At 66.7% G+C, this 15,310-nt stretch carries 17 protein-coding genes; 7 read left to right on the top strand and 10 right to left on the bottom strand.

Annotation, left to right across the window (positions count from 1 at the left end; translation table 11 throughout):
• Positions 1–7: 7 nt before the first annotated feature.
• Positions 8–328: a PepSY domain-containing protein gene (locus tag CCR95_RS07545; protein WP_242523113.1), complete on the bottom strand. Its 321-nt coding sequence runs from the start codon at positions 326–328 to the stop codon at positions 8–10.
• A gap of 185 nt (positions 329–513) precedes the next feature.
• Positions 514–1,323, bottom strand: coding sequence for a DUF2202 domain-containing protein (locus tag CCR95_RS07540; RefSeq protein WP_201093233.1), 810 nt, complete (start codon positions 1,321–1,323; stop codon positions 514–516).
• 322 nt (positions 1,324–1,645) lie between these two features.
• Here CCR95_RS07540 and CCR95_RS07535 point away from each other — a divergent pair, with 322 nt between their 5' ends.
• The 6 genes from CCR95_RS07535 (at position 1,646) to CCR95_RS07510 (ending at position 9,839) form a co-directional block, all read left to right on the top strand.
• A complete protein-coding gene (locus CCR95_RS07535; RefSeq protein WP_201093231.1) occupies positions 1,646–2,755 on the top strand; it encodes a hypothetical protein in 1,110 nt (369 codons plus the stop codon).
• 22 nt (positions 2,756–2,777) lie between these two features.
• On the top strand, positions 2,778–3,155 hold the full coding sequence (locus tag CCR95_RS07530; protein ID WP_207188550.1) for a hypothetical protein: 378 nt from the start codon (positions 2,778–2,780) through the stop codon (positions 3,153–3,155).
• Complete coding sequence (locus CCR95_RS07525) at positions 3,121–4,731, top strand: sensor histidine kinase (protein WP_338115363.1); 1,611 nt, start codon at positions 3,121–3,123, stop codon at positions 4,729–4,731. Before CCR95_RS07530 ends, CCR95_RS07525 begins: the two co-directional genes overlap by 35 nt.
• A gap of 339 nt (positions 4,732–5,070) precedes the next feature.
• A complete protein-coding gene (locus tag CCR95_RS07520) occupies positions 5,071–6,405 on the top strand; it encodes a sigma-54-dependent transcriptional regulator (RefSeq protein WP_201093227.1) in 1,335 nt (444 codons plus the stop codon).
• 403 nt (positions 6,406–6,808) lie between these two features.
• Entirely contained in the window at positions 6,809–8,884 is a 2,076-nt protein-coding gene (locus CCR95_RS07515; RefSeq protein WP_242523112.1) for a TonB-dependent copper receptor, read from the top strand.
• Positions 8,885–9,362: 478 nt separating this feature from the next.
• A complete protein-coding gene (locus CCR95_RS07510) occupies positions 9,363–9,839 on the top strand; it encodes a hypothetical protein (protein WP_201093225.1) in 477 nt (158 codons plus the stop codon).
• Between the two features lie 147 nt (positions 9,840–9,986).
• Here the strand turns inward: CCR95_RS07510 and CCR95_RS07505 are convergent, their stop codons facing one another.
• The 8 genes from CCR95_RS07505 to CCR95_RS07470 form a co-directional block, all read right to left on the bottom strand.
• Positions 9,987–11,150 carry an ABC transporter permease gene (locus tag CCR95_RS07505; RefSeq protein ID WP_201093223.1) on the bottom strand — a complete coding sequence of 388 codons (1,164 nt, stop codon included), beginning with the start codon at positions 11,148–11,150 and terminating at the stop codon, positions 9,987–9,989.
• Positions 11,147–12,085, bottom strand: a complete 939-nt coding sequence (locus CCR95_RS07500; RefSeq protein ID WP_201093221.1) for an ATP-binding cassette domain-containing protein — start codon at positions 12,083–12,085, stop codon at positions 11,147–11,149. The genes CCR95_RS07505 and CCR95_RS07500 overlap by 4 nt, the downstream gene beginning before the upstream one ends.
• Entirely contained in the window at positions 12,082–13,032 is a 951-nt protein-coding gene (locus CCR95_RS07495) for an HlyD family secretion protein (protein WP_201093219.1), read from the bottom strand. The genes CCR95_RS07500 and CCR95_RS07495 overlap by 4 nt, the downstream gene beginning before the upstream one ends.
• 141 nt (positions 13,033–13,173) lie before the next feature.
• A complete protein-coding gene (locus tag CCR95_RS07490; protein WP_201093217.1) occupies positions 13,174–13,341 on the bottom strand; it encodes a hypothetical protein in 168 nt (55 codons plus the stop codon).
• The gene (locus tag CCR95_RS07485) at positions 13,338–13,472 is read right to left on the bottom strand and encodes a WG repeat-containing protein (protein WP_201093215.1); all 135 of its coding nucleotides are present in this window, start codon (positions 13,470–13,472) and stop codon (positions 13,338–13,340) included. Before CCR95_RS07485 ends, CCR95_RS07490 begins: the two co-directional genes overlap by 4 nt.
• A gap of 24 nt (positions 13,473–13,496) precedes the next feature.
• Positions 13,497–13,886 (bottom strand): hypothetical protein, encoded by a 390-nt coding sequence (locus CCR95_RS07480; RefSeq protein WP_201093214.1) that lies wholly within the window; start codon positions 13,884–13,886, stop codon positions 13,497–13,499.
• A 179-nt stretch (positions 13,887–14,065) separates the two neighbouring features.
• Positions 14,066–14,374 (bottom strand): nitroreductase family protein, encoded by a 309-nt coding sequence (locus CCR95_RS07475; RefSeq protein ID WP_201093213.1) that lies wholly within the window; start codon positions 14,372–14,374, stop codon positions 14,066–14,068.
• The gene (locus CCR95_RS07470) at positions 14,371–14,748 is read right to left on the bottom strand and encodes a 4Fe-4S binding protein (protein WP_201093212.1); all 378 of its coding nucleotides are present in this window, start codon (positions 14,746–14,748) and stop codon (positions 14,371–14,373) included. Before CCR95_RS07470 ends, CCR95_RS07475 begins: the two co-directional genes overlap by 4 nt.
• Before the next feature lie 195 nt (positions 14,749–14,943).
• On the opposite strand from CCR95_RS07470, the gene CCR95_RS07465 reads away from it, so the two are divergent.
• Positions 14,944–15,174 (top strand): hypothetical protein, encoded by a 231-nt coding sequence (locus tag CCR95_RS07465; protein ID WP_201093211.1) that lies wholly within the window; start codon positions 14,944–14,946, stop codon positions 15,172–15,174.
• The last annotated feature ends 136 nt before the right edge of the window (positions 15,175–15,310 follow it).

Raw genomic sequence — 15,310 nt, 5'->3', positions numbered from 1 at the left:
CCTGTGTCTACCTCGATTCCGGATTTGATTCAGGGCTAATCGATTCGCCGCTGGCCGCGTCCAGGATCAATCGATGAATCGCGCCAGCCGCATCGAGAATCGTGATCTCGTAGCGATAGCAACCCTGCTCCCGCTCCAGTTCGGCCTCCAGCAAATGTCCCGGCTGAATCCTGAACGCCTGCCGCATCACCTGCGCCATGGGCAGAATCCGCCCCGACTCTCGCAGGTGTTTGACCTCGTCATGATCGAGAGGGTCGCCCAGACCCGGCTGGCTGAAGGCCATCAACCCAGCCAGTCCGGTCCTCAGGGTCGGGTACCTTGGCGACATACGTGGCTCGGCGTTGAAAGGGATCGATCGAAGAGGGTTGAAGGCGATTCTGGAGGATGATTCTGAACTGACGCTGAATGCAGTAAGAGTCATGCTGTCGTTGTCGTTGTCGTTGTCGTTGTCGTTGTTTAAATTAACGTTTTACTCGTGAATGAGGCGCCAATCTGGCGCCTAATAACCTCGTATCAGGCTTTGCAGTCGCCGCTGCCGCCGCCCTTGCGGGTCTTCGACCCGCCGCCGTTGCCGCTACCATTGCCGTTGCGCGCGATCAGACGGTCCAACCCTAAAGTCAGGCTCGCCTGATCCGCCATGCCTTCGGCCATTCCCAAACGCTTGGATCCGGCACCCTTTCCATCTGCCCTGCCGCCGCGCTCCATGGGCGTATCGATGATGGCATCGACCGCGTCCTGGGTCAGATGCTGAGCCACGTAGACGACGCCCCGGCGCTCGATCTCGGCGACGAAGGCGCGCAGATGGTTGCGCGAGCCGCGCAGCAGATTGCCATAGATGGTTTGCAGATCCGCGTTGTCGGTGGCGGCGATAGCGACCTCCAGATCATCGATGTCGACCTCCTCGATCAGCGCGCCGACCTGGAGTGCCGCGATGTAGGAGTCGTCGCCCAGGTCGATCAGGTCCGTATAGAGTTGCTGAAGCGCGTCATCGAAATAGATGCCGATGTCATTCGGATCCGAGGGGTCCGCGAGCCCGTACTTGTCCATCGCGCCCTTGATGGCATCCATGTGCTTCTGTTCGGACGCGGCGATGTTCTCGAAGGGCAGCAACTGCCAGAGCGCATCCATGTTGAGATAGACATCGCGCGCCACTCGCTCTTCCTCGCGCATGAAGACGAGGGTCGCGACCTCCCCGGGATCCAGCTCACTGAGCACCGGCTGGGCCGGTTGACGGCCGTTCGGCCCCGCGCCCAAGGCGGGAGCCGCGGACAGGATGGCACTCATGGCGATGGCGACAGGGATCAGGCGGTATTGCATGGTCATGGCGTTTGCCTCTTCAATCAGGTTCGACAGGATCGTCACGAGTCCTATAGCAGGTGCCGTGCCATCGCTTAAACCCTGTATTCACGGGCACTAACCCCATGGTCGGCGGAGCATTCGGTCGACATTTCGCGTGCGGCTCGACAGAAATGTCGACCCCGGAGCCCCGTCTCGACGCCTGCTTCGCCTTCCCGACGCGCCGGACCAGTGAATCGAGCGGTCCGGTCCGATTCCTGCTTGGACGCAATCCATTCGGAGGCTGACCTGGATCGCCCGAGCGCTTATCCTGTCCGGGCATCCCGCGTCCGCGCCCCGAGGAACCGCCATGCCTTCATCTGTCGTCGCCGACACCGCCGCCCGCGCGATCGCCGGCATGCTGTCGCTGCTGGCGGGCGGCTCCGCACTTGCCGGAGAGCTGCTCATCGATGAGCCGTTCACGATCCGCTCCGAGGTCATGTTTGGCTACGATTCCAATCCGGCGCAACGTCGGGAAGGCCCCGAACTGGCCTTTGCCCGCTATGGCGTCGAGGCGGCGCGGGCATGGCCTCGCGCGGACGCCGAGTTTGGGCTCGCCGCGAGCGGTTGGTATCGCGATTATGAAGCGGACAATGACAGCTATCGCCTCGCGCTGGCGGGCGATTGGACGCACGAGACGGACGCGGGCGCGGGTCTGCTCAAGGTCTCGATCGCGGGCGCCGCCTATCGCGATCGGTTGGTTCCGGCCGACGAGCGCAACGAGGCGGCTGTGGAAATCCGTTATGCGCGTGCGCTGTCGGCCCGCCATACCCTGGGGCTGAATGGCGAACTGCGTCGCCTCGCCTACCGCAACGCCTCGCTGCCTTGGGCCGGGCGTCCCGGCGGGGGTGATGGAGCTGAGTCTGGATCTGGGTCTGGGTCTGGATCTGGGTCTGGATCTGGATCTGGGTCTGGGTCTGGGTCTGGGTCTGGGTCTGGCGGTGTCCTGGATACGGGACGCGATGCGTTCGCCGACACCCGTCGCCAAGGTGACATGCTCGCGGTGCGCCGCGACGATGATCTGTTCGGGTTTGGCCTGGACTTTACCCGCCATTGGCGACCCAATCTCGCCAGCGTGCTGTCGGCCATCCATACGCGGTGCGACTCCCCGGTGACCGCCCAGACCTATGATCGCGACGACCTCGGCCTCGTGCTGCGTTTCGCGCCGGCCGACCGCTGGCAGCTTGAACTCGGACTGGGCTGGTCGTTCACGCGCTACGCTGCGACCTCCCGGCAAGACAGGCGGGAAGACGAACAGCATCGTCTGCTGTTCGCCGCGCGCCATGCCCTGCCCGGCAGCCCCTCTGGCCAGGGTGAAATCATCTGCGGTGTCGAGTGGCTCGACAGCGATTCCACGCGCGCGGAGCGCTCATTCCAACAACAGGTAACCCAATGTGGCCTCTCCTGGTCGTTCCGCTGATCCTCTGCTCGCCGGCTTGGCGATGCTGATGCTGTGTCTGAGCGCGTGGCCGGTCGGCGCCGAGGCGCCCGTGCTGGCACGGATCCTCGCCATCGAGGCGGAGCGGGTCACCTTGAGCGTCGAGGACGGACGCGCGGGTGCGGACAAGGCGCGGGTGGTCACGGTCGAGGCGCCGATCCGACCGCCCGGACTCGCGGTCGGCGCACTGGTCCGGCTGTGGCCAGGCTCGGCGCGCATGCCGAACGGTCCGCTCACCGAGGCACGTCTGGAACCGCTCGCGGGCGATCTCTCGGCACGGGATCGCACCGGGGTGCGGGCGCGTCTCATGCGCGGCGGGTCGCGCGGTCTTGGCAGCGGATCCGGCGGTGGCGGACTCGGGGGCGGCGCGGGTGGACGTTGACTGGGAGTCGCGCCGCCTGCCGCCGCCCTGGCTGGGTCATCTGCTGGTCTTCGGCCTGCTCTTCGCGCTGGTGCTCGGCTGGTTCTTCGTCCAGACCCGCCAAGCGGAGCGCGCCTTTCAGGACGACGCGGGCGAGCATGCCCGCCTGCTGGCGGACGCGGTGATCTTGCACGCCCGAGGGGCGCTGCTGGCGGAGGATGTCATGAGCCGCATTCTCACCCGCTTTCTCGGCCAGTCGGCGCGCTTCGCCGACTATCTCGATGGCATCGCGCCCTTTCGGACCGATGAGTTGACCGCCTTCGCCGCCGAGGCCGGCCTGTCGGTCATCCACATCCGACGCGCCGAGGGCACGGTCCAAGGGCCGTCCGACTGGACGAGCGCGGAGTCCCTGGACTGCGCGCGTCTGGAGCGTCTCATCCGCCTGCCGGAGGCACACACCATCCTCTTCGGCGTCGCCGCAAGCCAGGGTGAGGGGTGCGTGCTGGTCGGGCTGGACAGTCGCCACACCGAAGCCCTTGAGTCGGCCGTCGGCCTCCCGCGCGCGCTGGCTTCGGTGGCCGATCTGCCCGGTGTGATCTCGGTCCGGCTCCTGGGAGAGACCCGGGTCGACATCACGCCCAGGCAGGACGCAGGGTTACCGAAGATCACCCTCGGCCACGCGACGGACGGGCGTCTGGTCGCCCAGGCCAGCGCCCCGGTCGCCGGCGCCGAACTGCGGCTGGAGCTGGACGCGAGCCCCCTGCAACGCATGCGCGCCCGGCTTTGGTGGGAGTTCCTGGTCTTCGTCCTGGCGCTGGTCCTGACCGGCAGCGCCGGCACCTGGGTGCTCTACCGTCATCAGCGCGCCCACGAGCGCCAGCGCCTCGGCTATGAACGCCGGCTGTCGCGCCAGCGCGAGGAGGCTGGACTCGGGCGGGCGGCGGCAGCGATCGCTCACGAGATCCGTAACCCGCTGAACGCCATGGCCATGGGGCTCCAGCGCCTGCAGATGGAGGCCGATGAGCTGACGTCCGAGCACCGCCGTCTGCTGGAGCTGGTGCGCGAGGCGGTCCAACGAACCAACGGCACGGTCACGGGACTCCTGGACTACGCCCGGCCGATCCAACCGAGACGCGCCAGTATCGCGCTGGATGCCTTGATCGTCGATCAACTGAGCCTCTACGCCCCGGCCATCACGAAGGCCAGGATTGCTCTGGAGCCGAGTCTGTCGCCCGGCTCCCAGGTCTTCGGCGACCCCGATCTGCTGCGCCAAGTCCTCGACAACCTGCTGCGCAACGCGCTTGAGGCCAGCCCTGCCGGGGGCGTGCTCCGGATCGGCCTGACGCGGGTGGAGGACGAGACCTCGCTCACCCTGGAGAACGACGGACTGGAGCTGCCGGCGAGCGAGGTCGAGCGCATCCTGGAGCCCTGGTTCACCACCAAGACCCTTGGCACCGGGCTGGGTCTAGCGATCTCCCAGCGCATTGTCAGCGCGCACAGCGGGCGTCTGCTGCTTAGGGTATCGAGACCCGGGCGACTGTGCGTCACCGTCGTTCTGCCCGCGCGACCCAGCGCGATTAAACCGCATCCAGCGTGAACAACGTTGTTCCGTGGGTTTTCCAGTTTTGCTAGTACTTCGCTACTCAAGTTCCGAGACCGAGGCATCCTCGTTGTCGTTGTCGTTGTCGTTGTCGTTGTCGTAATCGAATATTCGCCATGTCGAGACCACGATTACGACAACGACAACGACCTGAGACGGTCTTGGGACTTTCGCACAGTTGCACGAGCGACCACGCACGATTGGCTGGCGCGGTTTTGGTTTTTAAATTTTTAACGCTTCAACCGCGTCGACTCCGACGCCACAGATGAGGGCCAACCTGGTTGATGACTCATAACGACGCATACCCTAATCGACGCGGCTTAACCGGGGGCTCGGATGAATATTCTCATCGCCGATGACGACCCCATGCAGCGCGAGCTGCTGGCCGGCTTTCTGCGCAAGCAGGGCCATGAGGTGCATGCCGCCGCCGATGGCTTGGAGGCACTGGAGATCTTTCGCCACGCACCGATTCAGCTCGCGCTGCTCGACCATCGCATGCCAGGAATGACCGGAGACCAGGTGCTTGAGCAGATGAAGGCGCTCAACCCGCTGGTCCGCGCCATCCTCATCACCGCCTTCGGCGCGGTGGACATGGCGGTCCGGGTCATGAAGCTCGGCGCCGACGACTTCCTGGAGAAGCCCGTGGACCTCGTCCAGTTGCTGCACAAGATCGAGCAACTGGAACAGCGCGTGGCGGTCGCGGCGGACGTGATCGAGGTGACCGAGGCGGTCGCCAGCGCCCCCCTGCCGATCGCGATCATCGGCACCAGCCCCGCCATGCAGGAGACCCTGTCGCTGGTGCGGCGCGTCGCCGACAGCCCCTGGAGCGTGCTGATCCACGGCGAGACCGGCACCGGCAAGGAGCTGATCGCGCGCCTCATCCATCTGCTCGGCCCGACGCCGGACGCCCCCTTCGTCGAGGTCAACTGCGCCGCGATCCCCGAGAACCTCTTCGAGAGCGAGCTGTTCGGTCATGAAAAAGGCGCCTTCACCGGCGCGGATCGCGCCCATCGCGGTCGCTTCGAGCGCGCCGCCGGCGGCACCCTCTTTCTCGACGAGGTCGGCGAGCTGCCGCCCGCGCTGCAATCCAAGCTGCTGCGCGCACTCCAGGAAAAACGCATCGCCCGGGTCGGCAGCGAGCGCGAGATCGAGGTGCAAACGCGCGTCCTGGCCGCCACCAACCGCGACCTGCGCGCCCTGTGCGAGACCGGCCAGTTTCGCGAGGATCTTTACTTCCGGCTGCGGGTTCTGGATGTCGCGCTCCCCCCGCTGCGCCAGCGGCGCGAGGACATCCCCGCCCTGATCGAGCACTTCATGACCCGCTATGCGCGGCGCCCGACCCGGCTCGCCCCCGAGACCCTGAACCGGCTGGTCCGCTACGCTTATCCGGGCAACGTGCGCGAGTTGGAACACATCATCCAGCGCAGTCTGACCCTGGCGCGCGGCAGTGTCCTGCTTCCGGGCGACCTGCCCGAGGAGGTCCGTACCGACCCGTCCGCCGATCAGGGCCTGTTGCAGGAGCGCTTGGATGCCCTGGAACGCGACATGCTGCTGGCGGCCCTGGAGCAGACCGACTGGATTCAGACCCACGCCGCCGAGCGACTCGGCATCAGCGAGCGGGTTCTGCGCTATAAGCTGGGCAAGTACGGCATCCGGCGGACAGAGACCTGAGCCTTGACAGAATCGTCGACCTGTTGGCTGGGGGACGGGCGTCTCGCCCGACTAGCGGGCGGGACGCCCGCCCCCCGTGTGACGGCGATGGCCGAAACGACGATCAAGGTCGGTCGACGTAGCGGCGATCAAGATCGGGTATCCTTGCCGCCGAATCCTCGATGTTGTATCCAAAGAGGCATCCCGTATGTCGCAGTCCACCTTTTCGTTTGATTACTTGGCTCTTGGTGCAAACGCAACTGAAACAGCCTGCCCTTTAGCCCATCTCCCCAGCGGGGAGAGGGGTTGGGGCGAGGGTGAAACGACGCGCCAAAGCGGATCGGTTCTTTATGCTCCGTTCCTAAGCCCCTTACGCCGTCCTCATGTCAGTCTCGGCTGGATGTGCCTCCTCAGCACCATGGCGATGACCGCAGCGGCCGGGGAATCCATGGATCCGCCAGCGGATCCTTTGGCCGAGTCCGTTCTGCCCGAGGTGGTCGTGACCGGAACCAGATCCACGCTTCTTCCGCCCGCGACCTTCTCGTCCCCGATCCAGGGTCTGCCGGTCGGGCTGCCGGCCGATGGCGGCGATCTGCTGCGCCATTTGCCGGGCGTGTCCGGCGCGCGCATGGGCGGTCATGGCATCGACCCCATCGTGCGCGGCCAGAGTCAGAACCAGCTCAATGTCCTGATCGATGGTGCCTATGCCTTCGGCGGTTGCCCGAACCGCATGGACCCGCCGACCACGCTGCTCGACCTGGACGCCTTCGACCGCCTGACCCTGATCAAGAGCGCTCAGACCGTGCGCTACGGCGGGGGCGGCAGCGGCGGGACGATTCTGTTCGAGCGCGAAACCCCGCGTTTCAGCGCGGGCGAGGCGCCGCGCGTCCGACTGAACGGCGGCTTGACCAGCAACTCGGAAGCCCAATCCGCTGGCGCTGACATCGCATTCGGCAATCCGCTCGGCTTCGCGCGCGTCACCGGACAGTCGCGCAGCGCTGACAATTACCGGGACGGCAACGGCGACGAGGTGCGCAGTGCCTTCAACAGCGACGCAGCCGGCGTCACGCTCGGCTTGACCCCGAACGACGGCACGCGGCTCGAACTCAAGTACGACCGCACGCACAACTGGGACGTCCTCTTCGCCGGCTCGGCGATGGACTCTCCCTACAGCGACAGCGACCAATGGCGGCTGACATTCGACCAGGACGTCGTGCTGGGTCCGCTGCACGCGCTGCACGCCGCGTTCTACAGCGTCAACGTCGATCATCTGATGGACAATTACTCGCTGCGCACCCAGACCAGTCCTTTCCGGATGCGCGTGCCGACCGAATCCGACACGACCGGCGGGCGCGTGGTCGCGGACCTGACCAGCGGCGCGACCGACTGGACGCTCGGCGTCGATTCACTCAAGGTCGCGCGCGACGCGACCCGCTACTGGAATTTCCGTTCGACCTCCGTCGACGTGCCTCAGTCGTTCCTGTGGCCGGATGTCGAGCAGGACGCTCTGGGCCTGTTCGCCGAGGCGGAGCATCCGTTGAGCGAGGTTGCGCGACTCACCGCCGGGCTGCGCTATGACCGGGTGCGGGCCAGTCTCTCGCGGTCACGGGCGAACGCCGCCCCGGTCGGACCCGCCTGGGTGTTGTCGCCCAGTCAGCTCTATGCCGCCTACTATGGCCGCGCCGCCGAGGACCGCGCCGAGCACAACCTGGGCGGCTTTCTGCGCTACGCCCGCGACCTGCGTCCAGGGCTCGAACTCACGGCGGGCCTGAGCCGCAGCGTCCGCACCGCCGACGCCACCGAAGCTTATGTGGCGTCCAACGGCAATCCGGCATCCGCGCGCTGGATTGGCAATCCCGGCATCCGGCCCGAACGCCATCATCAGATCGACCTCACGCTGACCCGAACCGCCACGACCTGGCGCACCGGTCTGGAGGTCTTTTATGACCGGGTCAGCGATTACATCCTGCGCGACCGCGCCCATGGACAATCCGGCATCCTGCTGAGCGACAACGCCAGCATCTACCGTAATGTCGAGGCCGAGTTGGCCGGCGGCGAATGGACCGGAGAGATCCGGCTGGGCGCCCACTGGGAAGCCGGTGCATCGCTTGCTTATGTGTCTGCCCAAAACCGGACCGACGGGCGCGCCATCGCCCAGATTCCGCCCTTGAACGGACACCTGAGCCTGGAGCACCGACGGGAATCCTGGTCGGGCGGCGCGCGGCTGAACTGGTCAGACACCCAGCACCGTGTCGATGACGACCCACTGATCGGCAGCGGTCTGGATGTCGGCGAGACGCCCGGCTGGTGGACGCTCGATCTCTATGGCGAGGCCAGCCTCGGCCAGCACGGGCGTCTCAGGCTCGGGATCGACAACCTCTTCGACCGCGCCTATGCCGATCATGTGAACCGCGCCAATCTCGATCCCTTCAATCCCGGCGCGGTCCAGGTGAACGAGCCGGGCCGGGTGCTGTGGGCGCGAGTCTCGGTCGATTTCTGAGCCGATGGCATAATCCCGTCGCTTCATCGAGCCAGCCGTGCCAGTCGCGCCTGATAGCGGCGCATCAACGATGGTTGATCCGTGGTCAGCGACCGGGCGCTGGCCTGGCTTTTCCGTCAGGCGCCGCACCTTGGCCTCCCAAGGTGACCCTCACGCCGCTCGCGGCCGTTCCGCACCGAACCGCGGCCCCCAGCGAGCGCGGTCACGGCAACGCTCGGGCACCTTCAACCATCCACCCTGACTCGGTCCGACGCTCGCTGGGCCGGGTGAGCAGGAGCCAGTCTCATGGGGCCTGACAAGTGTGAGCCTTTGGAGGACTTGGCCAGCGCGCAGCGCCTGCACCAAGCGCTGGCGGAGGCCGGACACCTCCAGGCCGATCGCAACGGCAACAATCCGGTACGCCATGTCCGCCTGCCGATCGGCTGCAACACGAAGTACCACCCTTCTCACCCGCACCGTTTGCGCCGGTTCGCGCCAGATGGTGGTCCCGATCAACGTCGCCGCCGAGCGACGAACGCTGCAGGATGGGTTCGCGCGCGGGCGGCGTGATCGGAACCAGGATGCTGCGTGTCGAGAGGCTGAGCCGGTCGCCATCGGTGAGGGCATGCCGCCCAATTCCGCGCGACCCGCCGCCTGGAACACGGCACCCGTCGACGCGTTGGGAGATGTCACGTTCATCAACGCCGCGCGCATCGTGATCGAGCCGATCCGGTGGCTGTGGCCCGATTGGCTCACGGCGGGCAAGGCGCTGACCGCCTGGTACGGCTTGATCCACCTCGGTGCGCTCGCGCCCGGCCAGGTGGCGCTGGTCCACTCGGTCGCGGGCGGTGAAGGATTTGCCCGCTCGCCACGCCCCCAGACAGCGACTGCGTCACAGAGCCGCGCGCATGTCCCCGGCCGACGAGGACATCGCGATTCAGAGCGCCGAACGGACTCTGACTTGGGTTGCTGGTGAGACTGATCGCCTGAAGTCACAAGAACGGCGTCCGCAATCGGCGCGATGGCGGCGCTGTCGGACCCGATCGACCATCGCTCGGCCGAAGCCTCGCGCCGACATGTCCCGCCTCCGTCATCGAACTCGGATCCCGCTGTCGCCAACCTCTCAATCCAGCCGCTTCTTGAAGCGCTGCGCGGCGATGAGCAGCCCGACCACCATGAACCCAAGCAGCCAAAAGGTATCCCCGGCGACCTGGGTCAGACCGGCATCGCGCAGCATCACGGCACGGATCGCGCGCATGAAGTGGGTCGCCGGCAGCACCTCGGAGAGATATTGGGCCGGTACCGGTATGCCTTCGTAAGGGAACATGAACCCCGACAGCAGGATCGACGGCAACAGGATGAAGACGGTCATCTGCATCGCCTGCAGCTGATTGCTGGCGATGGTCGACAGCACCAGCCCGAGGGCGAGACTGGCGCCGATGAAGGCGAGCGTCGCGGCCGCCAGCGCCAGGAGCGAGCCCTGCAGCGGCACGCCGAAGATCAGGTGACCGAGCAGCAGGATGATCGTGGTCTGCACCAGACCGATGCCGATGTACGGCACGATCTTGCCGAGCATCAGCTCCAGCGGGCGCACCGGCGTGTTGATCAGCATCTCCAGGTTGCCGCGCTCGCGCTCGCGCACGATCGCCGCCGAGGTGAACATCACCATGGTCATGGTCAGGATCACGGCGACCAAGCCGGGCACGATGTTGATCGCGGTGCGCTGCTCGGGGTTGAAGAAGAGTGCCACGGCGAAGGTCGGCGTCGTGCGGTTGGCGGGGCGGCGCAGCAGCTCGGTGAGCGGCATCGCGCCAAGACCCTTGATGGCGCCGGCGATCACGGTGTCCGAGCCGTCGACGATCCACTGCGCCACCGGGCGGCTGGTCTGCTCGTCGGTCGCGGGCGGGGTCGCCAACCCGGCGCCGACGCTGCCGCTACGGGCGACGCGTTGACTGAGATCCGGCGGGATGATGAAGGCGGCGCGCACTCGACCCGTGACGATCGCATCCCGCGCCGCGCCGAGGTCGACCGTGCGCTCGGTGAAGCGCACCACCTGGGTCGCCTCGACCGCTTGCGTCAGCATCCGGCTGAGGCCGGTGTTGGCCTGATCCACCAGCGCGGCGGGGATATCGCGCACATTGGTGTTGATGGCATAGCCGAACAGCATCAGCTGAATCAGCGGAATCATGATCACCATGCCCAGGGTGGTGCGATCGCGCCGTAGTTGGGTTAGCTCCTTGGACAGGATCGCGAGGATGCGCCGGGCCGATGACAGCAGGGCGCTCATGGTTGGTGGCTCCCGACCGGGATCCCGGTACTGGTGACGAAGACGTCTTCCAGGCTGGGACGCGCCGGCGCCAACGCCGTGGGCGCCGGCTGCAGCGGTTGCGACCGCAGCCAGGCGACCGGATCGGCGATGCGCTCCGCCACCAGCACGCGCAGTCGGCTGCCGAGCTGCGCGGCCGAGATAACCTCCGGCAGCGCCAACAGCGCCTGCTTGAGTGCGCGCAGGTCGGGCGCCTCGATCTCGACCACTCGGGCTCCCATGCCGGCCATCAGGTCAGTCGGCGAACCATCGGCGCGTTTGTGCCCGGACTCCAGGATCGCGAGCCGATGACAGCGTTCGGCCTCGTCCATGTAGTGGGTCGAGACCAGGATGCTGGCCCCGGCGTCGACCAGGTCGAACAGCCGTTCCCAGAAATCGCGACGGTTTTCGGGGTCGACGGCCGAGGTCGGCTCATCAAGGAACAGCAAAGCCGGTTCATGGATGGTCGCCGCAGCCAGCGCCAGGCGTTGCCGCTGGCCGCCGCTCATGCGTCCGGCGCGACGATGGCGCATCGGCTCCAGCGCATAGGTCGAGAGCAAGGCGGAAATCCGCTGGCGTGCCACGCGCTGCCCGAGGCCATAGATCTCGGCGACGAAACCGAGGTTCTCGGCCACGGTGAGGTCGTCGTAGAGCGAGAACTTCTGGGTCATGTAGCCAATCTGGCGCTTGAGCCGCTCGGCGTCGCGCGGGAGCGAATGACCGAGGACCGTCACCGTGCCGGCGGAAGGCGTCAGCAGCCCGGTCAGCATCCGCAGGGTGGTGGTCTTGCCGCAGCCGTTGGGGCCGAGAAAGCCATGGATGGTGCGCGGCTCGACGGTCAGATCCAGTGCGTCGACGGCGGTCAGGTCGCCGAACCGGCGTGTCAGACCCTGGGCCTCGATGACCGGCGCGGTCACGGCAGCTCGACCTGTGCCGGCACGCCGTTCGGGAGACTGGCCGCGCTGTCCGGAAGCTCGACCTGCGCCAGATACATGAGCCGGGCGCGGTCGCGGGCATTCAAGGCATAGTAGGGGGTGAAGGCCGGGTCGGCGCTGATCCAGCGCACGGTGCCGTCAAAGGTTTGATCGAGTCCATCGACATGCACCTTGAGCGTATCGCCCTGGTGGATCCTGACCCGATAGGGCTCGGGGACGTAAACCCGGGCATAGGGCGCCTGGCCGGCGAGCAGGATCGCCACCGGGCTGCCGACGGTGACGCGCTCGCCGAGATTCCAGGGCAGACTGTCGAGCACCCCGTCGCGGGTCGCGACGATGCGCAGCTCCGCCAGCAAGGCTTGTTGATAAGCCAGCGCGGCCTGGGCCGCGCTCAGCTCGGCCTCGGCTTGGGCGATCTCTTCCGGGCGCGTGCCCGCGAGCAATGCGTTGAGGTTCTCCTTGGCCTCGTCCAGCCGCGCACTGGCGGCATCGCGCAGCGCCTGGGTCCGATCGACCTCGGCTTGGCTGACCGCCTTGCGGGTGATCAGCTCCTGATTGCGTTCGGCAGTGATCTGGGTCTCGCGCAGATCCGCCTCGCGCCCGGCCACCTGCGCCTTGGCCGCCGCGATGTCCTGACTCCGCGGGCCATTGCGCAATTGCTCCAGGCGGGCCACGGCCTGAGCGACCTGCGCCTTGGCGCGTTCGACCTCCGCGCGCTGCTGACCGTCGGCGAGCTGGACCAGGAGGGTGCCTTTGGTCACCGGCGAGCCCTCGGCCACCGGCAAGTCGACGACCAACTGCGCGACGGTGGCGGTGAGTGCGACGCGGTCCCGTTCCAGGGTTCCGAGCGCGAGCGGTCGCTCCGTCTCCGAGCAGCCCGTCATCAGGGCCGCTGCCAGGATGGCGAATGGAAATCTGAGCCTGAACATGGGTCGGACGCCTCTTGAGCACGCGGACGCTGTCGTTGCGACGTGGCGGGTCCAACCGCTCCGGCAGACCGCCAGCGCGAGGCTAAAGGGGCCCCGAGTTCTGGTCAAGCACGCGGAGCGCGAAGTCAGCTCACGGGCCGGTCATGGCGGCGCGCTCCTGGTCTGGGTGTCCGCGCGCCCGCCATCCAGGGCGGGGGCGATCATGCAGGCCGCGATGCGCGGTGTCCGTGGCTTGGAAGCAGTTCGTTCCGCGTTGACCCGCTCCGTGACAGCGCGGCGCATCAGGCGACTGTGGAGGAAGGTAGTCATCGAAGCCGCGCCCGCGCCTCGTCGAGCCGCACCGGCACCACTTCCCGACCCTGACGATCGATCCAGCCCCAGCGCCCACCGCTCAGGCGGGTGTGCTCACCGTCCTGGATCGGGCGGCAGCCGCGACACACCAGCGCCCTCCCCCGCGCGAAGGGTCAGCCCCAGTCATCGCGGGACGCGATGACCTCTTGGAATTGGGCATCGACATAGGCGATACGGCCCTTACGTGGCGAGCGGACCAGCCCCTCGGCGAAGGGATCCGGACCGTTATCCAGGGTCACGACGGGCAACGACTCGCCCGTGGGCCGGACGTCGTACCACTGTCCAGCGACCCAGACAACGGCAAGCCCTTGGATCTCGAAGCGCATCGGTCGAAGCTGCGTCGGTGCCAGCATCAGATCCTCGCCCTTCAGGGCCGCGCAGTCGCGGTGGGACGCCAGCTTGGCCTCGGCGCCTCGCGCGACATCGGCGCAGGGCAGCGGAAAACCAGCGGCGCCGGTGAAGGCGCTCCAGAGCGAGAGTGTCAGGAGGGAACATCGCGTCATGGCGGCACACCGGTGGTTTGATTTCGAGGAAGCGGAGCCACCGCACTTCTGATCAGGTTTCGACTAGGCTCGGTCTCGTCCATGACAGACCGTCGGTGACCGCCGCAGGATCTTGCGATGCCCTGATCGCTGCGAAACGGACCAAACGCCGTCCGGGCGCCGCGAGGCCTGGCCGCCCGTCACCGCGCCCAATCGATCGAGGCGAAGGTCCGCCGAATCCCTTGGTGGTACCTCAAGCGCGGGTAGCCGAAGATCACGAAGAGGCCCTCGCGACTCGCCGAGCGGATGCCGTGGGCCTCGCGGAAGGCCTTCGCCTTGCGGCCCTGCTGGATCAAGGGGTGGATACCGCCGAGCATGCAGGTTCCCAGCCCCAGGGCTTCACCGGCGAGCATGGCGTAGGTCGCGGCCACAATGGGATCCGCCGGATCGCAATAGGCGGAGCCGTAGAAATAGAGCGCCAGGGGGGCGTCGTAGGTCACCGCGTTCACGCCCTGACGCCTCTGCTCGATGTAGGGTGTGCAACATCGGCCGGACGAAGTCGCTCCCGAATGCTGCGGCGGCGCTGCAGCAGGGCGTGCAGGGGTTCATAGGGGGTGGCCGCCGCGCGCTCCGGCAGGTCGAAGAGATCGTCGGGCGAGAGGGTCCGGCCCAGGATGCGGATCGCGCCCGTGGGACAGATCGCCATGCAATGGCCACAACCGATACAGCCGAAGACCGGATGTCCGCTGAGCGCCACACGCCCCTGCGCGAGAGTGAGTTCATTGTCCTTGCAGACGGCCACGCAGCGCCCGCAGCCGTTGCAGCGCTCGGGATCGAGCTGGAGGGTGGCGGCAACCGTCGTTCTGGAGGTAGGGATGGCCATGGCTGGCAGTCTCTCATCGCGTGCTCGCCGCCGGCGTTTGGCGGTCCGCGCTCGTCAAGGATGCATGCCAAACGAGCGCGGCGACGCTCGACGACACCGTCAGATGATGCGCCTGGTCGGTGGTGATCCGCCATCCGGGCGGATCGACGCGGATCGGTTAGAGCCAAGCCGACCCGCCGCCTGGCGACCGGGCTCTTGACCCTCGCGGCCAATCGCTTCGATCCGGTCCAGCTCGATGCGCCGTTGTTCCTCCTCGTGCTCGCGATCTTTCTGGCCTACACGCTCCACTGGAACCTGTCACTCGCGCGGGAGTTTCGCCTGCCAATGGACTCGGGCACCTGGCAGGGGGCGCGGCGAGCCGGCGGCTGTCCCAAGGTTGGACTGGAACGGGGGCGTGCACGATCCGGTGAGATCGAGGTAAACTGATTTGCCTAGCCCATCTTTAACATAACCCCATTGATAAACACCCCCAGATGGCATCTAACCATCTGATCTTTATGTACACGCCGGCCGAAAATCGCAATGTAGTGCCAAGTTATTCAATAGTGGAAGAGTAAAACCG

The sequence above is a fragment of the Thiocystis minor genome, assembly GCF_016653465.1.
In the GTDB taxonomy this organism is placed as follows: Bacteria; Pseudomonadota; Gammaproteobacteria; order Chromatiales; family Chromatiaceae; genus Chromatium; species Chromatium minus.
Note: the sequence above shows the minus strand (reverse complement) of the source record. Positions and strands in the feature narration are given on the sequence as shown.